Source organism: Microvirga vignae, from assembly GCF_001017175.1.
Taxonomy (GTDB): domain Bacteria; phylum Pseudomonadota; class Alphaproteobacteria; order Rhizobiales; family Beijerinckiaceae; genus Microvirga; species Microvirga vignae.
In genome coordinates this window covers 94,617-118,374 of sequence record NZ_LCYG01000037.1, presented here as the reverse complement: position 1 = coordinate 118,374, position 23,758 = coordinate 94,617, and the positions used below count along the sequence as shown (strand labels likewise).

The 23,758-nt window shown below is 59.4% G+C and carries 24 protein-coding genes and 1 pseudogene; 18 read left to right on the top strand and 7 right to left on the bottom strand.

The features are described 5' to 3' along the window. Positions 1 to 565 precede the first annotated feature (565 nt). Both AA309_RS35225 and rnk read left to right on the top strand, forming a co-directional pair. Entirely contained in the window at positions 566 to 727 is a 162-nt protein-coding gene (locus tag AA309_RS35225) for a hypothetical protein (RefSeq protein ID WP_160310471.1), read from the top strand. Between the two features lie 39 nt (positions 728 to 766). After that, a pseudogene (gene rnk / locus AA309_RS15270) lies at positions 767 to 1,194 on the top strand (nucleoside diphosphate kinase regulator). 25 nt (positions 1,195 to 1,219) lie between these two features. Here the strand turns inward: rnk and rhaI are convergent. Together rhaI and AA309_RS15260 are read right to left on the bottom strand one after the other, a co-directional pair. Continuing rightward, a complete protein-coding gene (gene rhaI / locus AA309_RS15265; RefSeq protein ID WP_047189877.1) occupies positions 1,220 to 2,515 on the bottom strand; it encodes an L-rhamnose catabolism isomerase in 1,296 nt (431 codons plus the stop codon). A gap of 21 nt (positions 2,516 to 2,536) precedes the next feature. Next, a complete protein-coding gene (locus AA309_RS15260) occupies positions 2,537 to 4,642 on the bottom strand; it encodes a bifunctional rhamnulose-1-phosphate aldolase/short-chain dehydrogenase (protein ID WP_047189876.1) in 2,106 nt (701 codons plus the stop codon). A gap of 248 nt (positions 4,643 to 4,890) precedes the next feature. On the opposite strand from AA309_RS15260, the gene AA309_RS15255 reads away from it, so the two are divergent. From AA309_RS15255 to AA309_RS15225, 7 genes are all read left to right on the top strand, one after another. Then, positions 4,891 to 5,703 carry a DeoR/GlpR family DNA-binding transcription regulator gene (locus AA309_RS15255; RefSeq protein WP_047189875.1) on the top strand — a complete coding sequence of 271 codons (813 nt, stop codon included), beginning with the start codon at positions 4,891 to 4,893 and terminating at the stop codon, positions 5,701 to 5,703. A gap of 36 nt (positions 5,704 to 5,739) precedes the next feature. Then, the gene (gene rhaS / locus AA309_RS15250) at positions 5,740 to 6,735 is read left to right on the top strand and encodes a rhamnose ABC transporter substrate-binding protein (RefSeq protein ID WP_047189874.1); all 996 of its coding nucleotides are present in this window, start codon (positions 5,740 to 5,742) and stop codon (positions 6,733 to 6,735) included. 74 nt (positions 6,736 to 6,809) lie between these two features. Continuing rightward, positions 6,810 to 8,327: a sugar ABC transporter ATP-binding protein gene (locus AA309_RS15245; protein ID WP_047189873.1), complete on the top strand. Its 1,518-nt coding sequence runs from the start codon at positions 6,810 to 6,812 to the stop codon at positions 8,325 to 8,327. Between the two features lie 16 nt (positions 8,328 to 8,343). Beyond that, positions 8,344 to 9,363: an ABC transporter permease gene (locus AA309_RS15240; protein WP_047189872.1), complete on the top strand. Its 1,020-nt coding sequence runs from the start codon at positions 8,344 to 8,346 to the stop codon at positions 9,361 to 9,363. Beyond that, a complete protein-coding gene (locus AA309_RS15235) occupies positions 9,360 to 10,406 on the top strand; it encodes an ABC transporter permease (protein ID WP_047189871.1) in 1,047 nt (348 codons plus the stop codon). Before AA309_RS15240 ends, AA309_RS15235 begins: the two co-directional genes overlap by 4 nt. After that, entirely contained in the window at positions 10,403 to 10,726 is a 324-nt protein-coding gene (gene rhaM / locus AA309_RS15230) for an L-rhamnose mutarotase (RefSeq protein WP_047189870.1), read from the top strand. The genes AA309_RS15235 and rhaM overlap by 4 nt, the downstream gene beginning before the upstream one ends. 3 nt (positions 10,727 to 10,729) lie before the next feature. After that, positions 10,730 to 12,097, top strand: a complete 1,368-nt coding sequence (locus AA309_RS15225; RefSeq protein WP_047189869.1) for an FGGY-family carbohydrate kinase — start codon at positions 10,730 to 10,732, stop codon at positions 12,095 to 12,097. Positions 12,098 to 12,122: 25 nt separating this feature from the next. Here AA309_RS15225 and AA309_RS15220 read toward each other — a convergent pair whose 3' ends face one another. Then, positions 12,123 to 12,506 (bottom strand): hypothetical protein, encoded by a 384-nt coding sequence (locus tag AA309_RS15220; protein WP_160310470.1) that lies wholly within the window; start codon positions 12,504 to 12,506, stop codon positions 12,123 to 12,125. A 107-nt stretch (positions 12,507 to 12,613) separates the two neighbouring features. Between AA309_RS15220 and AA309_RS15215 the strand changes: the two genes are divergently transcribed. After that, complete coding sequence (locus AA309_RS15215) at positions 12,614 to 13,387, top strand: extensin-like domain-containing protein (RefSeq protein ID WP_052954747.1); 774 nt, start codon at positions 12,614 to 12,616, stop codon at positions 13,385 to 13,387. A gap of 78 nt (positions 13,388 to 13,465) precedes the next feature. After that, positions 13,466 to 14,449, top strand: coding sequence for a L,D-transpeptidase family protein (locus AA309_RS15210; RefSeq protein WP_047189867.1), 984 nt, complete (start codon positions 13,466 to 13,468; stop codon positions 14,447 to 14,449). A gap of 15 nt (positions 14,450 to 14,464) precedes the next feature. On the opposite strand, the gene AA309_RS15205 is transcribed toward AA309_RS15210, so the two are convergent. Continuing rightward, positions 14,465 to 14,740 carry a hypothetical protein gene (locus AA309_RS15205; RefSeq protein ID WP_047189866.1) on the bottom strand — a complete coding sequence of 92 codons (276 nt, stop codon included), beginning with the start codon at positions 14,738 to 14,740 and terminating at the stop codon, positions 14,465 to 14,467. A gap of 333 nt (positions 14,741 to 15,073) precedes the next feature. Next, positions 15,074 to 15,487 (bottom strand): BA14K family protein, encoded by a 414-nt coding sequence (locus AA309_RS15200; protein ID WP_047189865.1) that lies wholly within the window; start codon positions 15,485 to 15,487, stop codon positions 15,074 to 15,076. A 380-nt stretch (positions 15,488 to 15,867) separates the two neighbouring features. On the opposite strand from AA309_RS15200, the gene AA309_RS15195 reads away from it, so the two are divergent. From AA309_RS15195 to AA309_RS15175, 5 genes are all read left to right on the top strand, one after another. Next, complete coding sequence (locus AA309_RS15195; protein ID WP_150117582.1) at positions 15,868 to 16,374, top strand: putative pterin-binding protein; 507 nt, start codon at positions 15,868 to 15,870, stop codon at positions 16,372 to 16,374. Positions 16,375 to 16,376: 2 nt separating this feature from the next. Beyond that, positions 16,377 to 18,521, top strand: coding sequence for a sensor histidine kinase (locus AA309_RS32075; protein WP_052954746.1), 2,145 nt, complete (start codon positions 16,377 to 16,379; stop codon positions 18,519 to 18,521). Positions 18,522 to 18,533: 12 nt separating this feature from the next. Then, positions 18,534 to 19,577 carry a helix-turn-helix transcriptional regulator gene (locus AA309_RS15185; protein ID WP_047189863.1) on the top strand — a complete coding sequence of 348 codons (1,044 nt, stop codon included), beginning with the start codon at positions 18,534 to 18,536 and terminating at the stop codon, positions 19,575 to 19,577. 174 nt (positions 19,578 to 19,751) lie between these two features. Beyond that, positions 19,752 to 20,132, top strand: a complete 381-nt coding sequence (locus AA309_RS15180) for a hypothetical protein (RefSeq protein WP_047189862.1) — start codon at positions 19,752 to 19,754, stop codon at positions 20,130 to 20,132. A 117-nt stretch (positions 20,133 to 20,249) separates the two neighbouring features. Then, a complete protein-coding gene (locus tag AA309_RS15175) occupies positions 20,250 to 20,444 on the top strand; it encodes a hypothetical protein (RefSeq protein WP_047189861.1) in 195 nt (64 codons plus the stop codon). Positions 20,445 to 20,487: 43 nt separating this feature from the next. Here AA309_RS15175 and AA309_RS15170 read toward each other — a convergent pair whose 3' ends face one another. Beyond that, entirely contained in the window at positions 20,488 to 20,700 is a 213-nt protein-coding gene (locus AA309_RS15170; RefSeq protein WP_047189860.1) for a DUF2842 domain-containing protein, read from the bottom strand. Between the two features lie 126 nt (positions 20,701 to 20,826). Here AA309_RS15170 and AA309_RS15165 point away from each other — a divergent pair, with 126 nt between their 5' ends. After that, the gene (locus tag AA309_RS15165; protein WP_084731268.1) at positions 20,827 to 21,912 is read left to right on the top strand and encodes a COX15/CtaA family protein; all 1,086 of its coding nucleotides are present in this window, start codon (positions 20,827 to 20,829) and stop codon (positions 21,910 to 21,912) included. Positions 21,913 to 22,174: 262 nt separating this feature from the next. Further along, on the top strand, positions 22,175 to 23,098 hold the full coding sequence (locus AA309_RS15160) for a D-glucuronyl C5-epimerase family protein (protein ID WP_047189859.1): 924 nt from the start codon (positions 22,175 to 22,177) through the stop codon (positions 23,096 to 23,098). A gap of 134 nt (positions 23,099 to 23,232) precedes the next feature. On the opposite strand, the gene AA309_RS15155 is transcribed toward AA309_RS15160, so the two are convergent. Further along, a complete protein-coding gene (locus AA309_RS15155; protein ID WP_047189858.1) occupies positions 23,233 to 23,649 on the bottom strand; it encodes a DUF1236 domain-containing protein in 417 nt (138 codons plus the stop codon). Between the last annotated feature and the right edge of the window lie 109 nt (positions 23,650 to 23,758).

Sequence of the window (23,758 nt, the reverse complement as noted above, 5' to 3'; positions counted from 1 at the left end):
GTAGGATCTGTCAACAGAGGGCGCGTCGGCACTTGAGCATGCGTGCCAAGTCAGGGTGAGGGCGCAGCGCTGCACGAGGTGGTGATCTGCCCTCGTCGAGGAATTCAGCCGAGCGGAACATACGATCCCTCCGTTCGGCATGACGACGCGGCGCATCGAGGCGATTTGACAAAGGCAGCATTATGGACAAGCATTGACCATCATGTTGAGCTTTGCACAATTCCGTCGCGGCCTGCATCGGTCAGGCAACCTCATCGCGGGCAATTAGCCCCGAGCTCAACGCGCCCCCGCGCTTAGAGCGCGGGGACTCCAAGATACCTGAAATCTTCGGACATCTTGTAAGGCCGGATGCAGCAGCATTCGGTGCGGCGCTATGCTTCGACAATTCTTGAAACTCATGTTCCGCACGACGGAGGGCCACCCTTCTCGACCAGCAGATCCTGATCTCGGCCGGTCATTGAATGGGGCATGCCCTGAAGAAATTCACCCATCCTCCGCCTTCCTGGCGCAAATCCTCAGATCTGCCCTCGCTCAGAACCATTCTGGCGGCAAAGGAGGCCCTTCCATGCACCCGACACCGGACGAGTCTTCGCCGGAGCCTATCCCTCAGGGCACGGAGCAGTCGGACGGGAAGGTTGTCCGACTGATCCCACGACGCATCGCGCCGGATACGCCGCACGTGCCGCCATTGCCTGATGATGACAATCCGGGCCCAAGCGCCGCGTGAAAACAACCAACCTCATCAACACAGACCAGGAGACATGAAATGACTTTGAGAGTTGCAGGCCGAAAAAAGCCTGGGATCACCCTGAGCGCAACCGACCATGAGAGGCTGTCGCAGCTTGCCGAAGCTGCTGCAAACCCGATGCCCGATGTCGCCGCCGAACTCAGCGAAGAACTCGACCGGGCACATGTTCTTCCCAAGGGACGCCATGCTGTCGACGCTGTCTCCATGGGTAGTGAGGTTGAATTCCGCGACGACGTGGCGGGACGTGTGCAGACGGTAATTCTCGTCTACCCGAATGAGCCGACATCGCCAAAGGAAGGATCTCGGTCCTCACTCCCATTGGAACCGCCCTGATCGGACTTCCCGTGGGCCAATCGATCGATTGGACCACACGCACGGGAGAGACAAAGCGTCTGACCGTCTTGCAAGTACGCAAGCCTACTTTCGTGGAGCGCCAGCCGGCCTGAGAAGGCAGGGTGAACACTGGCGGCATCAGACGATGCCGCCACCGCCTCCGGCGACCACGGGGCGCTCCTTGCCCACCTTCTCACGGTAGCCGCTCGCCCGATAGGCCGAGATGGGATCGATGGCACCGCCAGCCTTCAGGCGAGCCATGGCGAGGATCGGCTCCACATCGGTGCGAAAAGCATCCTTTAGCGTCTCGGACGCCATGAGCGCATCGTTGGACTCCTGATAGCTCTCCAACGCCTTCCGATCCACGATCAGCGCCTGCGCATAGGCACGGCGGATCTCGTTGGCGCTGCGGATCAGACTCTCGATGGGATCGGTCACATTGTGCGACTGGTCGATCATGTGGGCGGGGTGGAAGTCATCCGCCTCGCGATGCTCGGCGTCCACCAACTCGTTGAAGACGAGAAACAGGCGGTAGGGATCGATGGAGCCCGCATCGAGATCATCATCACCATACTTGGAGTCGTTGAAGTGGAAGCCGCCGAGCTTCTTGAACTGGATCAGGCGGGCGACGATCATCTCGATATTGACGTTCGGCGCATGGTGGCCGAGGTCCACGAGGCAATAGGCCTTATCGCCGAGTTCCGTCGCAATCAGGTAGTTGGTGCCCCAATCCTGTACGACGGTCGAGTAGAAGGCCGGCTCGTACATCTTGTGCTCGGAGAAGATGCGCCAGTCCCCGGGTAACCGCTTATAGATTGCCTTCATCGCGTCGATATAACGCTCGAAACTCCGAGTTAAGTTCGTCTGGCCCGGGAAGTTCGAGCCGTCGCCGATCCAGACCGTCAGCGCCTTGGATCCAATGGCCTCGCCGATCTCGATGCACTCGATATTGTGCTCGATTGCCTGCTGGCGGGTCGCCGCATCCGTGTGGCTGAGCGAGCCGTACTTGTAGCTGTGCTCCTGCCCCGGCGCATCGGAGAAGGTGTTGGAGTTCATGGCGTCGAAGCCGAGGCCCAGCGCATCCGCATGGGTCTTCAGCTGCCGCGGATCGTTCACCTTGTCCCATGGAATATGCAGGGACACGGACGGTGTTGCCTGCGTCAGCTGGTGAATGACCGCACAATCATCGAGCTTGTCGAAGATGTTGCGTGGCTCGCCGATGCCGGGAAAACGGGCGAAGCGGGTTCCGCCCGTGCCGACGCCCCAGGACGGGACGGCCACGAAGAACTTCCCGACCTTTTCTGTGATCGCATCGATATCGATGCCCTCGCGGGCGAGCTTTGCCCCGAGAGCATCGTAATCGGCCTTAAGAGCGACTGAATGCTTCTCGTTGACGACGGCAATGATCTCAGCCCGGATTCTCTGTTCTGCCATGGTTTCCTCCCCGGCCTGATCTTAGCGCGTGAACGACATGGCGTTGCCGGCATCCACGTTGATGATGTTGCCGGTGGACTTCGCCGAAGCGTCGGAGGCGAGGAAGCAGATGGCTTCCGCGATGTCCTCCGGGAAAACGTTCAGCTTCAGCAGGGAGCGCTTGCGGTAATGCTCCTCGAGCTCGTCGACAGCGAGCTTGGACGAGGCTGCACGCTGCTCGCGCCATTCGCCGGACCAGATCTTCGATCCGCGCAGCACCGCATCCGGGTTGACCGTGTTGACGCGAATACCGGCCTCCGCGCCTTCGAGTGCGAGGCAGCGGGCGAGGTGGATCTCGGCGGCCTTCGCTGTGCAATAGGCCGACGCGTTCGGCGACGAGGCGAGACCGTTCTTGGACGCCACGAAGACGATGTTGCCCCCGAGCTTCTGGCGGCGGAACAGGCGGAAGGCCTCGCGGGAGGCGAGGAAATAGCCGGTCGCCAGGATGTCGATGTTCCTGTTCCACATGGCGAGATCGGTGTCCTCGACGGGGGCCGAAGAGGCGATGCCGGCATTGGACACAAGAATATCGATGCCGCCGAATTCGACTGACGCCTCGATGAAGGAGGAAAGAATCTCGTCCTCGCTCGTGACGTTGAGCTTCACACCACGCACCACGTCGTTGCTGAAGCGCTTCCCGAAATCGCCGACCGTGCTGTCGAGCGATTCCTGATCGATATCGGCCAGAACCACGCAGGCGCCCTCGGCCATCAGCCGCTCGGCCGTGGCGCGTCCGATGCCGCCCGCGCCGCCGGTGATGAAGGCCACGCGGCCCGCAAGGCTCTTCGGCTTGGGCATGCGCTGGAGCTTCGCCTCCTCGAGCAGCCAGTACTCGATGTCGAACGCCTCCTGCTCGGGAAGTCCTTGGTACTCGGAGACCGAGGAAGCGCCGCGCATGACGTTGATGGCATTCACATAAAACTCGCTGGCAATGCGGGCTGTGGCCTTGTCGCGGGCGAAGGACAGCATGCCGACGCCAGGGATCAGGAAGATCACCGGATTCGGATCGCGCATCTTCGGGCTGTTCGGATGCCTGCACTGCTCGTAGTAGCGCGTGTAGTCGGCGCGATAGGCCTCCAACGCCGCATCGAGATTGGCGACCACGGCGTCAATATTCGGCGACTTAGGGTCGAAGTCGAGAACGAGGGGGCGGATCTTGGTGCGCAGGAAGTGATCCGGGCAGCTGGTGCCGAGATGAGCCAGCGGCTTGAGGTCGGACGAGTTGACGAATTCGAGCACCGCGTCCTGATCGTCGAAATGTCCCAGCTTACGCTCCGCCTGGCCGATCTTACCGCGGATTTCAGGCATCAGGTGTGCCGCGATCTTGCGACGCTCATCGCGGGAGAGGCTGGTGGTCACGGCGCCGCCGAAGGCCGGCTTGCCGGCTGTCTCTTTCGCGAACCACTTGATGGCCTGGTTGATGATGCGTAGCGTCAGCTCATAGCAATCCTTCGCGTTGTCGGCCCAGGTGAAGAGACCGTGGCTTTCGAGTACGACGCCCTTGGCGTGGGGATTGGCCTTGGCGAAAGCCTCCAGATCGAGACCGAGCTGGAAGCCGGGGCGACGCCAGGGCAGCCAACCGATCTCGTCGCCGAAAATTTCCTGCGTGAGTTCGCGCGAGTTCCTGGAGGCTGCAATCGCGATGATCGCATCAGGGTGCATGTGGTCGACATGCTTGTAGGGCAGGAAGCCATGTAGGGGCGTATCGATGGAGGCTGCCCGCGTGTTCAGGTTGAAGGTCGCGTGGGGCAGGAAGCCCACCATGCGGTCCTCGTCCTCGACGCCCTTGTAGAGGGACTTCAGCGACCGCAACTTGTCCATGTAAAGGGTTGCGAAACCGTCGAGCTTGATGGTGCCGACATCGCCGCCAGAGCCCTTCACCCAGAGAACCTCGACCTCCTCGCCCGTGAGGGGATCGGTCTCCATCACCTTGGCCGAGGTGTTGCCGCCGCCATAGTTCGTGATGCGCTTGTCGGCGCCGAGCAGATTGGAGCGGTAGAGGAGCAGGCCGGGCTCGTCGAGGATGGCCGCTTTCGCGTCATCCCACTTGTTTTCGAGCAGCTTCACGGTTTGCGTCGCAGTATCCACGTTGTCCTCCTGCCGAGCTGTAAAGTGGGCGCGCAGTGCCTCACGCTTAGGCAAAGAACATTGGCGAGGCCTCCAGTCTTGTCAACCAAAACCAGTCACAAACGATCAAAACAGATCATAAGACGAAGGGATAAGATCGGAAATGATTGACGGTGCTCCAAATCTCCGTGACGGTAGGATGGCTCTTAAGCGGATCTGATGGCTTCTTAGTGATCTTGCTTGGTCCTACGGCACTCTGGTGAGGAATAATGCACGAACGTGAAAGGCATCGGATCATTCTCAGCCTCGTTCAGGAGAGGCCGGTTGCGACCATCCAGGATTTGATGGAGCTGACGGAAGCCTCCGAGGCAACGATCCGCCGAGATATCGCAGCCCTTCATGTCCAGGGGCGCCTGCGCCGCGTACGCGGCGGGGCGGAGGCCCTGCATCCGCAGCAGATCAGCCCGCTGGCCGCAAAGCCCTTCCGGATTTCTGAAGGCGAGAACACTGCCAAGAAGCGCGCCATCGCTCGCGAGGCGGTGGCGCTCTGCAATGATGGTGACGCCATCATCATCAATGGCGGAACCACCACCTTCCAGATGGTGCATTATCTCACCGCCCGCCGGATGCAGGTCTTCACCAATTCCTTCGCGATTGCCGAGCACCTCATCAAGCATTCCAAGAACCAGGTGATGCTGCCGGGTGGCTCTGTCTATCGCGATCAGAGCATAATTCTCTCGCCCTTCGACAACGACGTAACGCGCAACTTCTATGCGCGGCGCATGTTCATGGGCGCTCAGGGCGTCGGCCCTCTCGGCGTGATGGAGCAGGATGCGCTGATCATTCAAGCCGAGCAGAAGCTCATCAACCAAGCCGATGAACTGGTGCTGATGGTGGATTCCACCAAGTTCCAGCGCCGCTCCAGCCTCATTCTCTGCCCGCTCAATCGTGTCTCTACTCTGATCACCGACGACGGCATTCCGGACTCGGCCCAGGCCATGATCGAGGAAGCGGGCATCAAGCTGATTGTTGCCAATGTCTCGGCAGTTGAGCAGCCAACGGAATCCTCATCGGCAGCGTGAAGTCTGCCGGAGGTGTTTGCAAGGGAGGAAGAAAACATGAAACTATTCGCGAAACTCGCCGTCGGGACCGCTCTGGGCCTCGCCCTTCTCACGGGCACGGCGAGCGCCGAGAACATCAAGATCGGCCTCGTCGTGAAGTCCCTCGGCAACGGCTTCTTCGAGGCGGCCAACAAGGGCGCTCAGGAAGCGGCGAAAGAGCTCGGCGGCGTCGACATCATCTACACCGGTCCCACCACCACGACCGCTGAAGGTCAGATCGAGGTGATCAACGCGCTGATCGCCCAGAAGGTCGATGCGATCGCGATCTCCGCCAACGATCCCGACGCTGTGGTTCCGGCGCTGAAGAAGGCTGCCCAGCGCGGCATCAAGGTGATTTCCTGGGATTCCGGCGTCAACAAGGACGGCCGCATCCTTCATCTCAATCCGTCGTCGAACGAGCTCATTGGCAACATGTGCCTGAAGCTTGCTGCCGATCACCTGCCGGGCGGCAAGGGCGACTTCGCCATCCTGTCGGCCACTTCCACCTCGACGAACCAGAACACCTGGATTGCCGAGATGAAGAAGCAGCTTCCGAAGTATCCCGGGCTGAACCTCGTTACGACCGTCTATGGCGATGACCTGGCCGACAAGAGCTATCGCGAAGCCCAGGGCCTTCTCACCTCCCACCCGAACGTGAAAGTGATCGTTGCTCCCACGACCGTTGGCGTGCTCGCTGCCTCGCAGGCGGTGAAGGATGCCGGCAAGATCGGCCAGGTCTACGTGACCGGTCTCGGCCTGCCGTCAGAAATGGCAGGTGCGGTCCACTCGGGCGCAACCAAGCAGTTCGCGATCTGGAACCCGATCGATCTCGGTTATTCCGCGACACAGCTCGCCTATCGTCTCGTCAAGAAGGAGACAGACGGCAAGCCGGGTTCGGAGATCAATGCCGGCCGCATGGGCAAGATCAAGGTCGGTGACAACGGTGAAGCCGCCATGGCCGATCCCTTCGTCTATGACGCGAAGAACGTCGACGAATTCGCCAAGATCTTCTGATCTCGACACCTCAGAGTGAAGGCGCGGGTAACCTGCGCCTTCCTTGCTCACGTTGGCTCGCGGCGGGAGTTCCCATGTCTGTCGTACAAGCGGCTGCTCAAGATCCAACCCCGCTTCTGGAGATGCGCGACATTTCCAAGTCGTTTCCTGGCGTCAAGGCGCTTGATCATGTCGATGTCGCGCTCTACCCGGGAACCGTGACGGCGCTGATCGGTGAGAACGGTGCGGGCAAATCCACCCTCGTCAAGATTCTCACTGGCATCTACCAGCCCGATAGCGGCGAGATTGTCGTCGATGGCAAGGCCGTCCATTTTGGGAATGCGGAGGCCGCCATTCGCAACGGCATCACGGCAATCCATCAGGAAACCGTGCTGTTCGACGAACTCTCTGTCGCCGAAAACATCTTCCTTGGGCACGCACCTCGCAACCGGTGGGGGCTCGTCAACTGGTCTGCCATGAACGCGCGGGCAGCGGCACTGCTGACCTCCATCGATGCGCCGATCAGCCCTTATACACGGCTGAAGGATCTTTCCATCGCGCAGCGCCACCTCGTCGCTATTGCGCGCGCCTTGTCCGTCGAAGCCCGTGTCGTCATCATGGACGAGCCGACGGCGGCACTGTCCTATAAGGAGGTGGAGGATCTCTTTCGCATCATCGATAGGCTGAAGCGGCAGGGTAAGGCGATCCTCTTCATCAGCCACAAGTTCGAAGAGGTCTATGAGATCGCCGAGCGGTTCGTAGTCTTCCGCGATGGGCGCTCGATCGGTGCCGGATTGCTGTCGCAAACCGGCCAGGACGAGATCGTGCGCATGATGGTCGGCCGCTCGGTCGATCACGTGTTTCCCAAAACAGAAGTCGCCATCGGCGGCACCGTTCTGAAGGTTTCCGGATATTCCCACCCGACGGAATTCGACAGCATTTCGTTCGAGCTTCGCCGGGGCGAAATCCTCGGCCTGTATGGTCTCGTCGGGGCAGGGCGCTCCGAATTCTGCCAATCTCTCTTCGGCATCACCCGACCGAGCGCGGGATCCCTCGAGCTGGAAGGGCGCTCCATCGAGATCCGCTCTCCGTCGGACGCAATTGCGGCTGGCATCGTCTATGTGCCGGAAGAGCGCGCCCGTCACGGCGCCGTGCTTCAGATGCCGATCTTCCAGAACTTCTCCATGGCCACCTTGGCCAAGACGACGCGGGCTGGTTTCCTCCGGCAGGCCGAGGAATTCGCCTTGGCGCGCAAGTATGCGGAGCGGCTCGATCTGCGTGCAGCCGCCTTGTCGGTTCCAGTCGGCACTCTGTCCGGCGGCAACCAGCAGAAGGTCGTCATCGGCAAATGGCTCGCCGCCAGGCCAAAGGTGATCGTTTTGGACGAGCCGACGAAGGGGATCGACATCGGCTCCAAGGCTGCCGTGCATGGCTTCATGAGCGAACTCGCAGGAGAGGGCCTGAGCGTGATCATGGTGTCGTCCGAGCTGCCCGAAATCCTCGGCATGTCCGACCGGGTGATGGTGATGCGCGAAGGGCGGATGGCTGGCATCTGGAATCGGGAGGGTCTCGACGCCGAAACGCTGGTGCGCGCCGCCACAGGCAACGAGTGATGGGAAGAAAGACGCGATGAGCCGCATTCTGAAGTACCGCGAACTCCTGCTGGTGGCGATCATCATCGTGCTGATCGCCGCCTTCTCCTACCGCGCACCGGGCTATGCTTCGCCCAAGAGCCTCGCGAACATCTTCAATGACACCTCCATCCTGATCATTCTGGCGCTTGGTCAGATGGCGGTGATCATGACAAAGTCCATCGATCTGTCGGTGGCGGCAAACTTGTCCTTCACCGGCATGGCTGTTGCGATGCTCAATGCTGCCTATCCTGGCATTCCGCTGCCGCTCCTGATCCTGACAGCGCTCGCCATTGGAGCCATTCTCGGTGCCATCAACGGCTTCATGGTGTGGAAGATCGGTATTCCCGCCATCGTGGCGACACTCGGCACGCTCACGATCTATCGAGGCACGGCCTTCGTGCTTTCGGGCGGTGCCTGGGTCAACCAGACCCAGATGACACCGGTCTTCCTCAATACGCCACGCATGCCCGTGCTCGGGCTTCCCTTGCTCGGTTGGACGGCAATCCTCGTGATCGCCATCGTCAGCGTCGTTTTCACGCGCACGATCTTCGGGCGGTCTCTTTATGCTTCCGGCGGCAACCCCACGGCGGCGCTCTATGCCGGCGTCGACGTCGGTCGCACGAAATTCTTCGCGTTCGTGCTGTCCGGCGCATTGGCAGGGCTCTGCGGCTATCTCTGGGTGTCGCGCTATGCGGTCGCTTACGTGGATATCGCCGCCGGCTTCGAGCTCGACACGGTTGCGGCCTGCGTGATCGGCGGAATTTCCACCCTAGGCGGCATCGGATCCGTTGGCGGGGCCGTATTGGGCGCGCTCTTCCTGGGAGTGATCAAGAACGCGCTTCCGGTCATCAACATCTCGCCGTTCTGGCAGATGGCGATTTCCGGCCTTGTGATCATCATCGCCGTTCTCTTCAATGCCCGTCAGGAGCGCCGCAAGGGTCGTCTCATCCTGCGCGATGCCGCCAAGCGCCGCCCGTCCCGGATCGAGGCCCCTGTTGAAGGAGCAGCCGCATGAGCATCATGACAGCCGACAAACAGTCCGTGCGCCATATCCCCGACAGGCTCTCAACGCCCATTGGGCGGCTTCTGGGAAGCTGGGAGACGCTGCTCGCCGCAGTCGCCATTGCGATCTTCATCGCCAATTCGCTGGCATCACCGCACTTCCTCGATCCGTGGAACCTGTCGGACGCCACCTACAACTTCACCGAGAAGGCGATGATCGCCTTCGCGATGACGCTGCTGATCATCTCAGGGGAAATTGATCTGTCGGTTGCGGCGATCATCGCGCTTGCCTCCACCGCCATGGGAGCAGCCGCCCAGGCCGGATTCCAGACGCCGGCGCTGGTCGGCATCGGGCTCGGCGTGGGTCTTCTGTGCGGTGCGTTCAATGGATTGTTGGTGGCTCGCATCGGGTTGCCTTCCATCGTGGTGACCATCGGCACCATGAGCCTGTTCCGTGGCATTGCGCAGATTGTTCTCGGCGATCAGGCCTATGGTGGTTACCCTCCGAGCTTCGCCTGGTTCGGCCAAGGCTATATGTCTGATTTCTCGTGGTGGCCCACGCTTCCCGGTTTCGAGGTCGTGACCTTCGAGATGATCGCCTTCGTGCTCTTTGCCGTTGTCTTCGGCATCCTGCTGCACCGGACGACCTTCGGGCGCTGGATCTATGCCATCGGCAACAATGCCTTTGCGGCGCAGTTTTCCGGCATTCCCGTCCAGCGCACAAAATTCATCCTGTTCCTCATGACAGGCCTGATGAGCGGCTTCGCTGCCGTTTGCCTCACCTCACGCCTTGGCTCGACCCGGCACACCATCGCTGCCGGTTGGGAGCTCGAGGCCATCACAATGGCGGTGCTCGGTGGGGTGAGCATTCTGGGAGGCTCTGGCACCATTCTGGGCGTGGTGCTTGCCGCCGTCGTCATGGGCCTCGTCACCTTCGGGTTGGGCCTGCTCAACGTGCCCGGAATCGTCATGTCCATCTTCATCGGTCTACTGCTGATCCTCGTGATCGCGCTGCCGATCGTCTTCCGCCGCATCCGTTCGAGGGCATCCGCATGAGTGCAAAGGAAAAGTATGCGTTCAAGATGCAGCTCAATCCCGGAATGGAGGAGGAATATCGCCGCCGCCATGACGAGATCTGGCCCGAGTTGGTGGGGCTTCTAAAGGATGCGGGCGTCGAGGATTATTCGATCCATCTCGACCGGGAGACCAACATCCTCTTCGCCGTGCTTTGGCGGCCCGTGAATCACAACATGGCCGATCTGCCGAGCCACCCTGTAATGAAACGCTGGTGGGCCTACATGGCCGACATCATGGCAACGAACCCGGACAATTCGCCGGTGGAGAAGCCGCTCGCCACTGTCTTCCATATGGTTTGACACATGAAAGTCGCAGTGCTCGATGTCGGCAAGACGAACGTCAAGGCCGTTGTCGTGGATGTGACGGGCGGGCGGGAGCTTGCTGCCCGCACGAAACCGAACAGGGTGCTGACGGACGGACCTTATCCTCATTTCGACGTGGATGGGATCTTCGCGTTCTTTCTGGAATCTCTGAAGCAGCTCAATGCCGAGTTCGGCTTCGAGGCGGTCTCTATCACGGCCCATGGCGCAAGCGGCGCGCTCCTCGGTGAGGACGGCTTGGCGTTGCCGGTTCTGGACTATGAGTTCCGTTATCCGGCAGAGATCGATAAGGCTTATGAGGCGATCAGGCCATCGTTCCGGGAGACTTTCTCGCCCCGCTTGCCCGGCGGGCTCAATCTCGGCGCGCAGCTTCATTATCAGAAAGCCACCTTTCCCGACGCGTTCAGAAGGGTACGGACGATCGTCACTTATCCGCAATATTGGGGCTGGCGGCTCACGGGTGTTGCGGCGACCGAGGTCACGTCGCTCGGGTGCCACACGGATCTGTGGCTACCGCGCGTCGGCATGTTTTCCAGCCTTGTCGATGGCCTCGGGATTGCCGGTAAACTGGCACCCGTCAAGAAACCGTCTGACCTGCTGGGATATGTCACGGACGAGATCGCGGGCAGGATCGGGCTTACGCATGCCGTGCCGGTCTATTGCGGCATCCACGATTCCAATGCGTCTCTTCTGCCGCATCTCCTTCAGCGCGAGGCGCCTTTCGCGGTGGTGTCGACGGGCACCTGGGTCGTGCTTTTCGCCGTGGGCGGAGACCTCGATCATCTCGACCCCGAGCGCGACACGCTGGCTAACATCGATGCTCTCGGCCGTGCCGTGCCCTCAGCCCGGTTCATGGGAGGGCGCGAGTTCGAGATCCTGACGGGAGGGCAGGGGACGGTTACCCCGGAGGCTGTGGCACGTGTCGTGGGAGAAGGCATTTGCCTGATGCCGAGCGTTGTCCCCGGATGCGGGCCCTATCCTCATGCCGAGCACCGTATCGTGAATGCGCCTGAGGGGCTCAACCCGGACGAGACCTATGTGGCAGCCTCCCTCTATGCCGCTTTGATGACGAGAGCCTGTCTCGGTCTCACTGGTGCGGCAGGTCCCATCGTCGTAGAGGGTCCGTTCGCCCGAAACGAACTCTACATTGAGGCCTTGGCCGAGGCGACCGGGCGTCCGGTGATCGCGGTCGCTGGATCGACAGGAACGAGTGTCGGTGCGGCTCTTCTTGCTTCCGACCTCTCTGTAGCGACAGCCGTTCAGGCCGGAGCGCAGGCTGTTACTTTCCAGCTCCCTGAGAGCTATCAGCAATATTGTCGGGCCTGGGATCAGCTTGTGCAGGCCGGCTGAACCGAACTGAATGCCTCAGCTGCGACTACAAGCTCAGTAACGACCTGTCCTCTGAAGGTGGGTCGATCAGCTCCCAATTCCCGAACAGATCGATGGTCGCGTGGCCGGGCATGTCCTTGTCGAGGTAAAGCAAGATCTCGACCCAGGGGCGGCCATAGGCGCGCGGCGTAACCTTTGTGACTTGGCCGAAGAAGCCTGTCAGGGGACAGCGGACGAACTCGCCGATCTCAGGCACGCGGCTCTGTTCCCGCGCCAGTTCCTCTTCAGCCTCGTGCAACTGCGCCCGCAGATGCTCTACCTGAGCCTTCAGCTCCGCAACACGCTTCGTACAATGACCTTCCTGAAGCTCATGGAGCTTCGGGCTGAGATCCAAGCCCTCGCCGAAACTGGCCGGCGGGAGAGTCAGCATGCTCATCACTTACCCTTTCTGGCAGAGGATTTGGCGCTTCCGACCGTGAGGACAAGCCACCCGAAAGGGTGAGTGGAACGTTAACTTGCCAAGTTCGGTTGACTGGCATGGCAAAGGTCAAAGGCAAGGATTGGCGGTTGGGCGGCTTTTCCCGAAACGGCTTGTCACACTGGATCAGAAGTCTGGTCCTCGTGATGGCGGTGGCGCTCCCCGGGGCAGGGGCCTCCCAGGAGCAGAATCCACCCTTGCCGCCGCCAAGACCGGACAGGCCTGCGCCCCCGGAAAAGCCTGACGGAAAATCGCCCGTTCGAGAGAGCGCGGAGCAGAATGCAACGGATGCCGGTGATCCGGCTGCCGCCTGCATCGAGCGTCTGACTAAGCTCGGGCTTCGCTTCGAGAAGCGCCCGCCTGTGCAGGAGAATGCCTGCAGGATCGGTAACCCTGTTTCCGTCTCGGCGCTTCCGACCGGGATAGAGGTTTCGCCGGCCTCGCTGATGGAATGCTCCTTTGCTGAGGGCTTGGTGCGCTGGGTGAACGAAGTCGTCATTCCCCGCACGGGCGAGCACTTCCAAAGCGCGCCGACGAAGCTGTTGATCGGAACATCCTACCAGTGCCGCGATCAACGGTCCGGAGCCAAGTTGAGTGAGCATGCCTTCGGGAACAGCGTGGACGTGATGGGCTTCGAGTTCGACAAGCGCCCGCCGCTGACGGTTCGTGTTCAGCCCGAAGGTTCCCCGGAGGCCGCTTTCCAGTCGGCTGTCCAAAAGGAAGCCTGCGCGATTTTCTCGACGGTGCTCGGGCCAGGGGCCGATGATGACCATGACGATCACCTTCATCTCGATATGCGCGTGCGCAAGGCCGATTACCGTATTTGCCAGTGATGCAGGGAACGAGCAGCTGGCTTTCGTCTTTCATATGTTCACTCGTCTCACGCCGAGGCGAACTGAGTGGAGTAGAGGATGAAGGTTCTGGTGCGTGCCGCGTTGGGTCTCTTGTGCATGACTGGAGGGGCTGCCGCCGCTCCGCAGGTCTTGGATATGGAGGCCGTGAATGCCTCCAATTTCTCTGCGAAGGTTGAAAAGGGCGTCAGTCCAGTCCTCATCAAAGCGCAGGTTTTGCTCGACCGGGCGCGGTTTTCTCCCGGCGCGATCGATGGGCGCAATGGCGAGAACATGCAGAACGCGATCAAAGCCTTCGAAAAGGCGCGAGAGCTTAAAGTCGATGGAGCACTCGACGAGGAACTATGGGGCAAGCTGAACGAAGCCTCATCCGATCCGGTCCTCGTGACCTACACGATCAGCGATGAGGACGTGAAAGGTCCTTTCACAGCGATCCCTGAGAAGATGGAGCAGCAGGCGGAGCTGGAGCGGTTGTCCTATTCCAGTCCGGAAGAGCTTCTGGCTGAAAAATTCCACATGGACGTTGACCTGCTGAAGGAGCTCAATCCCGATAAGCGCTTCGACGAAGCGGGCACCCCCATCGTCGTCGCCAATGTTGCGCCGCCTTCAGCCACCAACGGACAGGCCGGGGAGATCGAGAAGATCGAAGTGGTCAAAGGCGAACACATCCTGCGAGTGATCGGAAAGGATGGAGCAGTGCTCGCCACCTACCCGGCTTCCATCGGCAGTGAGGAGAAGCCTGCGCCCACAGGATCGCATACGGTGCGCGCCGTCGCGCCCAATCCTACCTATACCTACAATCCCGATTATGCCTTCAAGGGCGTGAAGGCGAAGGAGAAATTCGAGATCAAGCCGGGGCCGAATAACCCTGTCGGCTCAAAGTGGATCGACCTTTCCGTCGAATCCTTCGGTATCCATGGCACGCCCGAGCCGGAGAAGGTTGGCAAGGCCTATTCCAATGGCTGCGTTCGGTTGACGAACTGGGATGTCGAGGAGCTTGCAGGCATGGTCAAGAAAGGGATGCCGGTCGTCTTTCTCGACTGATCGTGAGGACAGCCTTCAATCGTCGTTGGCGGAGTTCAGCTGGTCAGGCTTCAGGCCCTCGTCGACCTCGGTATCGTGCATCCTGACGAGCCATTCCAGCTGCTCCTGCACGAAGCTGGGGTCGCTGTGGAAGCGCATGGCGCAGGCCACGAGGAAAATCGCGATCTCGGGAAGGTCCTCATCACCCATATCGGGCAGCACAAGCTCCAGCTCCGTCATGTTGCTGGCCGTCACGATGGCTGCCTCGTTGGGAGGAATGACGGTGCCACTGCTGTCGGGAGGAAGGGCCATGAGGGTGTCTTTCACTTTTCAAGTTTCAGGCTCTCTGCCAGTTCTAGAGCATCGGACCCAAAAGTGGACCCCACTTTCGGGACCCTTCCGATGCTCCCTTGTTTGGCGGGGTAGCGCCTTTGGCGGACAACCCGGATCCCCTTTTCGCTGACGCGGCCCTTTGGGTCACTGCCGTGGCCCTTCGGGTCACTGACGCGGACCTCCGGTTCCGCACGAGGTGCTGAGCCATCGGCGCCAGGCGTAAACCTTCGGCCTGGATGCTGCGTTCGATCGCATAGAGGCAAGAAACCCACCGCCACAAGACGGTGGGCCTTTGCATCGGTGAAGGCAGGCTTAAGGATAGGTGCAGACGTAGCGCATGCCGTTATGGGCTAGGAACGTCCCCGTCACCGGATCGTAAGAGCGATATTTGCGGGCGCAATAAGCTGCCACTGTGGGATCGACCGTGCCCGGAGGCGGAGGAGGGGCTGCCTGAGCTTGGCTGGCAATGGCGCTCCCGATCAAAGCTCCTGCGGCCAAACCCACGGCACCCGCAGCAAGCGCCGAGCCGCCGTCATAATGATGGTGATGGCGGCGATAATAGTGACGGCGGTAGTAGTACTGGGTGTAGTTCTCGTTCGGGTAAGCCCGCTCGATCTTCGTGAGAGTTTGTTTCAGGAGAGGGTCGGCCCCGGCAGGAAGGGACGAGCCGAGCAGGGCCGCCGAGAGGGTTATCGTTGGACCAAGGGCTGCAGTGAGTTTGCGCATCGAAGACTCCTGGTTTGAAATTTCATAACGTTTGTCGCGATACCAGCTTGCGAAGCTACAATGCAATCTGCCAAGCTTGCAAATGTCATGCTTTCACCGCGTCTATGCCCTTCTCCTGGCCTGCGCCCGCTGACTGGACGCAGTGAATGTCTCGGCCCGATCCAAGCCGGCCGTAAGCCTTAGTAGAGATAGATGAGCGCTATAATATATCTACCCATTGTGAAGCTCACTGGAATACCTGCTTTGAGCCAGAGGTCGCAGCCGATCAAATGCCTGGACGGAGGGCGATGGCAAAAACCACTGAAAAGTCCTGGATTTTTGCCATGAAATCATTCAGAAAGAATATGTTCTAACATAGTCCTTGCGAGAGGGGGGCTTTCGTGCGTTGCGTCACATTGCTGGTAATGCTGGTTGCGTTGCTGGGAGGCATGTGGGGCGCCTCCGCAGCCGAGCCTTTGCCACACCCCCAGGGGGCCGTCATTCTGACGATCACGGGTAACATTACCCAGACGAACACCCCGGGGCAGGCCCAGTTTGACAAGACCATGCTGGAGGCATTGGGAAAGGCCTCGTACACGACATCATCCGAAGTGTCGGCAGCACCCATGACGTTTGAGGGGGTTCCTCTGCGTGCCGTGCTGGAGCGGGTGGGGGCTTTGGGTAAGACGATCAGGGCGACCGCCCTGAACGCTTATCAGAACTCCATTCCCATGGAGGATCTTCAGTTCGAGCCCATTCTCGCCATGAAGGTGGATGGCAAGGTGATTACCGCCCGCGATAAGGGACCGCTCTGGATTGTCTATCCGCGTGATGCCAATCCCGTCCTCGATGACGTGAGGTATGACTCGCGCTGGGTCTGGCAGCTGAGCAAGCTTCATATCGAGTAGCCATGAAATTCGCTCTGCCCGGTAGGAAAGCAGCTATCGTCACGCTCCTCGCGATTGCAAGCCTCGTCGCCTATCTCGGTGTGACCGTTGCGCGGCTGCTCGACGTCGAACGCGATATGCGAACGGACGCCACGCAGACGAATCTCTGGGTGACTACTCAAACCCAGTTCGAGGCAGCTGCTTTTGCCGAAAGCCTTGCGCGCAAAGCCGCCCGGGTGACCTTCACCATACCTGAGGAAGAGCCGGCTTTTCGTGCCACCATCCTGATCAGCCGCCTCGCCGTTCTCATTGAAGGACCGCAGGGTGAGGTGTTTCGCACCCTGGGACTCTTGGGCGACCTGAGACAATCCTATCTTCAGCTCACGCTGGCCGAGCCGTTGCTCCAGCAAGGCATCGATGCGGAGGGTGCGTTGCTGCTGCAGGCTCAGGCGCGCGACCTCGCGTTCAAGCTGCGGGATGTCGCCAACCGGGTCATCCTGTACGGGCGTGAGCAAGCCTCTCTGAAACACTCGAATTACATGCGCGTCGTCTTCCAGAGCTTCGCGTTCTTCGTCGGTCTCGTGCTCAGTGCGGCCTTTCTGCTCATGCGTTTTTTCCGAGGCGCTCAGGAGGCAAGTCAGGCCAAGCAACTCCTGCGTCAGGAGCAGGAGTTGTCGGATCTCGTGATCAACAACGTCAGCAACCAGGGCATCGTCATGTTCGACGAGAAGCTGGAATGCCTGCTCTGGAACCCGGGGATGGAGGGCCTGCTCAACGTCAAGCCGGATCAGGCGATCAGGCGGCTCATGCAAGACATTGACCCCCTTTTCTCAAAAGCCGATGTGATCCGTTCTCTCAATTTGGCGATTGAGGGAACAAGTTCCATTTTTGAAGACACGACGCCGGAAGACGCCAGTCAGGAGCGTTGCCTCGAGATCAATTGTCTTCCGGTCTCCATGGCTCAGCGCAAGCTGGGCATCGCCTTCGTGCGCGACGTGACTGAGCAATGGCTCGCCCGCAAGCAGGCTGAGCGCCAGAACTTCGACCTGGAGATCAAGGTCCTCCAGCGCACTGCCGCTCTGCGGCAGGCCGAGCGCCGTCTTATTGCGGCTATCGAATCCGCCGCAGAAGGGTTTGCGGCTTTCGACTGGACCGGCAAACTGCTCTTTGCCAACGAGCAGATCTGGGCGGCTGCGCCCGTTGCCCTTTGGTGCCGGGAGGAGATGAGCCTTCCCGTCTTCCTGCGCTGCTTTGCCATGTGCGAAGGTGCGGATGAGCGGCTTCTGGCGGCTCAGCCTCCCTTCGAGGAGATCGAGATCGACGTTCTGATCAAGAAGGATGTTTGGGCCCGCCTGTCCGTCACGAAGGCAGACGGTGCCACGATCTTCGTGCGTCTTATCGACATCTCCGGCTACAAGCAGGTGGCAAAGGCCCTTCAGTCTGCTCTCGATCGTGAGCGTGAGACGACGAATGCCTACCGCAACTTCGTCTCCATGGTCTCCCACCAGTTCCGCACGCCGCTGGCGATTCTTGATTCCAGTGCGCAACGCATTCTGAGGCGTGGCCCTCATTTGACGCCTGAGGAGCTTTCCACGCGTATTCAGAAGATCAGAAACGCCGGCAATCGCCTGACCCGGCTCGTAGAGAGCGTTCTGAATGCCGCGAAACTTGATGCGGGCCGGATCGAGCTGAATCCTGAGGCATGTGACCTCGTCCACCTTGTCATGGATATTTGCGAGCGTCAGAGCGAGCTCAATTCGCACGCCGACATTCGCTTCCGGGTGCCTGATCTCCCTGTGCAGGTCTATTGCGACAGCATGCTGATCGAGCAGGTTGTCATCAATCTTGTATCAAATGCGGTGAAGTATTCGGGCGAGAGTCCGGTAGTTGAGATTACGATCTCGACGGAAGGCGCGCGTGCTTTCTGCTCTGTCCGGGACTGGGGTATCGGTATTCCGGCCGACGAGTTGCCTAAGATCTTCGATCGGTTCTATCGTGCCAGAACAGCGTCAGGAATCGCAGGGACTGGTATCGGTTTGAATTTCTCGCAGAGAATCATGCACTTGCATGGGGGGGAGATCCAAGTGGAAAGCTACGAGGCCGGAGGATCTTTGTTCACATTCGACTTGCCTCTATCGAATGCCGAAGAGGCGCAACAGGCTGCGTGAGTGACCAAGCCAATGAATACCCAAAAAACAATTCTTTGCGTTGAAGACGAAGATGACCTGAGGACCGACCTTGCCGAGGAACTGGAGTCCGCCAACTACCGCGTGCTTCAGGCAGCTAATGGTAGTGAAGCCCTTAGTCTCCTTGAGAATGAGCGTCCTGACCTCGTGCTTTGCGATATCACCATGCCGGGCCTTGGTGGCTATGATGTGCTCAAGGCCATTCGCGAGCAGGCGGACAAGGCCGATGTCCCCTTCATCTTTCTGACGGCCCTGGCAGAGAGAAACGACGTTCTGATTGGAAAGCAGGCCGGCGCGGACGATTACCTTGTCAAGCCCATCGACTACGAGATCTTGCTCGCCACGATCGAGGCGCGTCTCAATCAGGTGGCGCGCGTGCAGTCGAGTGCCATCAGCCGTGCGGAAGAGGCCTGGCAGGAAATTCTCAAATCCTCGCGCGGACGCACTGTGGAAGCCCTGTACAAAGCGACTTTCGCATTCGACCGCTTTTTGGTCGGCGTCGTGATCGTCGATGAGAAGGGGGGTGTAAGGCTGATGAACAAGGAAGCCGAGCGGATCATTGGTGAGAATGATGGTCTTACCGTCTCAGGCGGCGTGCTCAAGGGGGCTGTGGCGAAGCAGAACTCCAAGCTGCATCAGGCCATCGAGAAGGCGTTCGAAGAGGAAGCTCTCGACGAGATTATGTCCTTCCCGCGCAACTCCGGTGGGCGTCCGTATCTCGTGCTGGTTCCCGGTCAAAGGTTCTCGGTGGAAGAGAGGCCTGATGCCGTGGTGCTGCTTGTCATTGATACCGAGCAGCGCACAAAAGTCTCAGGCGACACGCTCGTGCGGCTTTACAATCTGACGCCTTCCGAGACCCGAGTTGCGCTGATGCTGATCGATGGCAAGCGGCTTGACCAGATTGCCGAAGAACTCGAGGTCGCACAGACGACGGTTGTCTTCCATCTGAAGAACCTTTTCAGGAAAACCGAGACGAACCGGCAGGCTGACCTGGTGCGCGTGCTGCTGTCGGTCCCATTGCGGACGACAGGAGATTAGCGCTGGCCGATGGGCGAAAGGGTTCGTTAAGAGTTTGCTTACCATCCGCTCCGAAACAAAGTTCGGTCGAGGCTTTGCCACAATCTGTTCAGCTTCCAGTGAGGTTTGAGGCGATATAGTCATTGCCAAGAAAGGGGGAACAGAAATCTCCCTCCTGCTTGTAGGTGACGATCCATGAAGGTCTTCGGTTTCTTCTCCGGTACGGCTGCTGCTCTGGCGTTGGTGGTCGGTCTGGCCGCCCAACCGGCTGCTGCCCGTGATCGCATGTCTCCCGGCGCGGCTGCTGCCGTCGGTGCCCTGGGTGGCCTTGCGGTCGGCACCATTGTTGGTGCGACGATTGCCCAGCAGCCGGCTTATGCCGCTCCAGCGCCGGTTTATGTAGCACCGCCTCCGCCACCCCCGCCGACCCGCGTTTACGTGGAGCAGCCTGCCACGGTTGTGTATGAGCATCATCGTCCGCGCCATGTTTATGTCGAGCGTTGCACGACCGAGCGCTATCGTGAGTGGGTTCCGGGCTGGGGCTGGGAATATCGCCGCCGCCAAGTCTGCAACTAATCACCTCCGTCACGAATCATGGAAGGCCCGCTTCTGGCGGGCCTTTTCTTTTGCACGTTTTAGAAACCCCGATTCCATTGCCGCGTTGACGGGGGAAGCCACAACGCGAGTTCTGTCATGAGCAATACACCGCGAGACCAAGCTGCCTCTGACAAGACGAAACTCAACCCTGGTGATCAGGCCGAGCCCGGCACTCCCGGTACGGGCGAGAACATCTGTCCCGAATGCAAAGGCAGCGGCCGCATCGGTGCGGCGGCCTGTCCTATTTGCGGCGGAACGGGCAAGATTATCGAGGGAATCGGCGGCGCTTGAGCACCGGCCTAAAAGTGGAGGCCACTGGGGCAACCGATGCCTTTTAGGATTGCTTGTCGGGCTTGGCCATCCACCGGACAAGCGGCATCATGGGAACCACCCAGATCAGGCCGAGCACGATATAGGCAAGGGTCTGGACGGGTTTCGGAGCCTCAGTAATCCGGCCCTCAGCCACAGCCATGGCAAACAGCGCATAGGTGATGATGAAGACCAGCATCACTACCGTCCCGATCAGCTTGCGCGCACGCATGTTCATGCTCAACCCTTCTAGAACCCACCTTTTCGTGGTGCGTCACTGGCATTGATTGCCTCAAGGAGGCTCAACCTCTATGTGACAAGCGTTATCCCGGGTTCAAGTCCTAAATTATCGATGAGAACGAGCATGGCTGTCGCAGCCTCAACCGAGGGCGTGCCGTTGGCGCGCCTGCCTGAAGCCCAATCGCCTCAAACCCGTTCTAAGACTCTCATCCGTACCTGGATCTACACGCTCGCAGCCTTGGTCGTGCTGATGGTCGCCGTTGGTGGAGCGACCCGTCTGACAGGCTCCGGGCTATCGATCACGGAATGGAAGCCGGTCACCGGCGCGATTCCGCCGCTCACGGAACAGTCGTGGCAGAGAGAGTTCGAGAAATATCGGCAGATCTCGCAATACGAGCTCGTGAACAAGGACATGACCCTTTCCGAGTTCAAGTTCATCTATGCCTGGGAATGGGGACATCGGCAGCTCGGCCGTCTCATCGGCTTGGTCTTCTTCCTACCACTGGTGTGGTTCTGGGTGCGGGGTATCATCAAGGGCAGGCTGGCCCTGACGCTGCTCGGCATCGGCGCGCTCGGCGGATTGCAAGGTGCCATCGGCTGGATCATGGTGGCCTCAGGGTTGGAGCCTGGCATGACGGCTGTCGCGCCCATCAAGCTCGCGCTGCACCTGACGGTCGCCAGCATCATCCTTGCTTGCTTGGTCTGGGTGGCCGCCGGCTTGAAGGATCGCAGCGCTTCTCCGCCTGAGGAAAGCGCGGGCTATGGACCCCGCATTCTTGTCGGTCTGATCCTGGTGCAGATTGCTTTAGGCGGTCTCGTCGCCGGCTCGAAGGCCGGGCTGACCTACAACACCTGGCCTCTCATGGACGGAGAGCTTATTCCATCCTCGTCGGCTCTGTTCGTGGTGAAACCCTGGATCGAGAACTTCGTCGACAACGTGCTGCTGGTTCAGTTCAATCACCGCGTGGTGGCTTACGTCCTCGTCGCCTTTGCCATCTGGCACGCATGGGGCACGCGTCGCAAAGCGCCGGGTTCGGGCGCGGCGCGCCGCGCGAACGGAATGGCTTTTCTGACTTTCGCGCAAATGGGGCTCGGCATCGTGACGCTGCTTCTGGCTGTGCCACTCTGGGCTGGTCTGGCCCATCAGGTCTTCGCTATGGCCGTGCTTGCCATGGCCGTGGTGCACGCTCGCGTAAGTGCAATCAGCTAACTGTTAAAAGCCTAAAACAAAGCCTGAAACTTGAAGTCGTCATTGACATGTTATACCACTCTATCAGGTATGATATAACGATGACGGCTCCTGAATGGATTTCTCAAGTGCCTTAAGGCGAATTGTCAATTGGCCTAAATTTACAATCAGGTCACCTAAGGTTGCTCTGGGTATTGTCGGCCTCTTAATACTTACCCTTCTGGTGGCCACAGGGCGATCATTTGACCAGCCGCCACCCCGTCCCATCCTGAAGCCTCGTTCCATGTCGGAGTGGCAAACTAAGGCCTACGCCATCTCTGACGATTACCTCAAGGTTTTCTCAGTAGGCGAAGCAAACCCTCCAAAAGGATGGAGGCCAGATCTAACGCAGGGACTAGATGCTGCGCTTCCGATGCCTTGGCCGGAAGAGTACGTGAAGCGCGGCAGGCAGCCTTTCAATCCATGGGCATTTTACCGAAATGTTTCAGCGTTATGTGCCCATTGGAAGAAGACCAATAATGTCGAAACGCGTAATATTTTAATTTTACTCCACAAGCGCCTGCTAGAATACAGTGAACTTCGAGATGGGAGGCGTTTATTACTTTATAGATTCACAAAGGATTACCGAGAGCAATATAGGGTCAACGTGCCTTGGACGTCCGCTTATGCGAGTGGTGCTGCCCTGATTGGACTGACATCGATGTACAAGTGCGCCGATATGCCGGAGGCTCTGGTGACCGCCAAGGAGGTTTTAGCTGATCTTGCAAATCCCATAGATCCTCGTGGTAATCGTCCTGATCTTTGGGTCTCGTTTACAGATGAGGCTGGATATTTATGGTTCGAGGAAAAGCCGCTTGATCAAGTGGAGCAGCCGCGCATCCTGAATGGCCACATTCGCGCTTTAACAGGAATTTATACGTACTGGGTGCATACAAAAGATGAGACAGCCTTACCTCTGCTTCGGGCAGGGATCAAAACTGTTGAAGATCATGCCCCTAGATATCGAAAGCGGGGCGGTATTAACGCCTATGATTTATTGCGGCCATATCTTGCCGATTATGGTCCAGAACGAACCATCGTACAGCAAGACATATTGTTTAAAATGACAGGAGATCCCATTTTTGCAGAATATCGGAATATGTTTGAGGCTGATATGCACGACGAAATCGAACAAATTAAGAAGAACACCAAAAACAGGCAAGATTAGCTGCTTTCTACTGCCCCTTTAATCACAATGGGTCTCGAGTCCTGAGCCTTCAAGGGAGACGTAGAGGTTCTATATACCAGAACATGAAATGGGCGACCTAGAAGGCCGCCCAAACTCGATCATTCCACTAGCGATTAGCGAACGACCTGGACGATGCGGCGAGTGCCGGGATCGACCAGAACAGGGGTGTCGTTGACCACCGTGTAGCGATACTGGGTCACGCCGTACTCGGCGGGAACCTCATAGTACTGCACGCCCGAAGCAGGCAGGGTAGCGCCCACGCGAACCTCTTCCGTATAGCGATAGGACGGAACGCCCTGAGTCACGACATACTGACGGAAACGGGGCTGTGCGTCACCGGCAAGGCCGCCCACGATCGCACCGGTTACGCCACCGACAGCCGCACCGACCGGACCACCGACGATCGCGCCGCCGACGGCACCCGTCGCTGCGCCAGCAGCAGCGCCGCCAGCCGCCGGGTCCTGGGCGAAAGCGCCAACCGGGGCGAGAGCCGCGAGAATAGCGCCAGTAATCAGAATCTTCTTCGACATTGTCAGCTCCATTTCACTGGTGAAGTCGGGAGCTTAACGACTAGGCTTAAGGGTGGTTCCGACATTGTTAGAGGATTACAAGAGGGCGGTGTTTCAAGCAAATAATCCT

What these genes read in the sequence shown, in the direction of transcription:
- AA309_RS15255 (WP_047189875.1), top strand. Translation starts at nt 4,891, where the DNA reads ATGCACGAACGTGAAAGGCATCGGATCATTCTCAGCCTCGTTCAGGAG.
- AA309_RS15235 (WP_047189871.1), top strand. Translation starts at nt 9,360, where the DNA reads ATGAGCATCATGACAGCCGACAAACAGTCCGTGCGCCATATCCCCGAC.
- AA309_RS32075 (WP_052954746.1), top strand. Translation starts at nt 16,377, where the DNA reads ATGAAATTCGCTCTGCCCGGTAGGAAAGCAGCTATCGTCACGCTCCTC.
- AA309_RS15185 (WP_047189863.1), top strand. Translation starts at nt 18,534, where the DNA reads ATGAATACCCAAAAAACAATTCTTTGCGTTGAAGACGAAGATGACCTG.
- AA309_RS15245 (WP_047189873.1), top strand. Translation starts at nt 6,810, where the DNA reads ATGTCTGTCGTACAAGCGGCTGCTCAAGATCCAACCCCGCTTCTGGAG.
- AA309_RS15210 (WP_047189867.1), top strand. Translation starts at nt 13,466, where the DNA reads ATGAAGGTTCTGGTGCGTGCCGCGTTGGGTCTCTTGTGCATGACTGGA.
- AA309_RS15175 (WP_047189861.1), top strand. Translation starts at nt 20,250, where the DNA reads ATGAGCAATACACCGCGAGACCAAGCTGCCTCTGACAAGACGAAACTC.
- AA309_RS15155 (WP_047189858.1), bottom strand. Translation starts at nt 23,649, where the DNA reads ATGTCGAAGAAGATTCTGATTACTGGCGCTATTCTCGCGGCTCTCGCC.
- rhaS (WP_047189874.1), top strand. Translation starts at nt 5,740, where the DNA reads ATGAAACTATTCGCGAAACTCGCCGTCGGGACCGCTCTGGGCCTCGCC.
- AA309_RS15215 (WP_052954747.1), top strand. Translation starts at nt 12,614, where the DNA reads ATGGCAAAGGTCAAAGGCAAGGATTGGCGGTTGGGCGGCTTTTCCCGA.
- AA309_RS15205 (WP_047189866.1), bottom strand. Translation starts at nt 14,740, where the DNA reads ATGGCCCTTCCTCCCGACAGCAGTGGCACCGTCATTCCTCCCAACGAG.
- AA309_RS15160 (WP_047189859.1), top strand. Translation starts at nt 22,175, where the DNA reads ATGTCGGAGTGGCAAACTAAGGCCTACGCCATCTCTGACGATTACCTC.
- AA309_RS15220 (WP_160310470.1), bottom strand. Translation starts at nt 12,506, where the DNA reads ATGCTGACTCTCCCGCCGGCCAGTTTCGGCGAGGGCTTGGATCTCAGC.
- AA309_RS15200 (WP_047189865.1), bottom strand. Translation starts at nt 15,487, where the DNA reads ATGCGCAAACTCACTGCAGCCCTTGGTCCAACGATAACCCTCTCGGCG.
- AA309_RS35225 (WP_160310471.1), top strand. Translation starts at nt 566, where the DNA reads ATGCACCCGACACCGGACGAGTCTTCGCCGGAGCCTATCCCTCAGGGC.
- AA309_RS15225 (WP_047189869.1), top strand. Translation starts at nt 10,730, where the DNA reads ATGAAAGTCGCAGTGCTCGATGTCGGCAAGACGAACGTCAAGGCCGTT.
- rhaI (WP_047189877.1), bottom strand. Translation starts at nt 2,515, where the DNA reads ATGGCAGAACAGAGAATCCGGGCTGAGATCATTGCCGTCGTCAACGAG.
- AA309_RS15170 (WP_047189860.1), bottom strand. Translation starts at nt 20,700, where the DNA reads ATGAACATGCGTGCGCGCAAGCTGATCGGGACGGTAGTGATGCTGGTC.
- AA309_RS15240 (WP_047189872.1), top strand. Translation starts at nt 8,344, where the DNA reads ATGAGCCGCATTCTGAAGTACCGCGAACTCCTGCTGGTGGCGATCATC.
- rhaM (WP_047189870.1), top strand. Translation starts at nt 10,403, where the DNA reads ATGAGTGCAAAGGAAAAGTATGCGTTCAAGATGCAGCTCAATCCCGGA.
- AA309_RS15165 (WP_084731268.1), top strand. Translation starts at nt 20,827, where the DNA reads ATGGCTGTCGCAGCCTCAACCGAGGGCGTGCCGTTGGCGCGCCTGCCT.
- AA309_RS15180 (WP_047189862.1), top strand. Translation starts at nt 19,752, where the DNA reads ATGAAGGTCTTCGGTTTCTTCTCCGGTACGGCTGCTGCTCTGGCGTTG.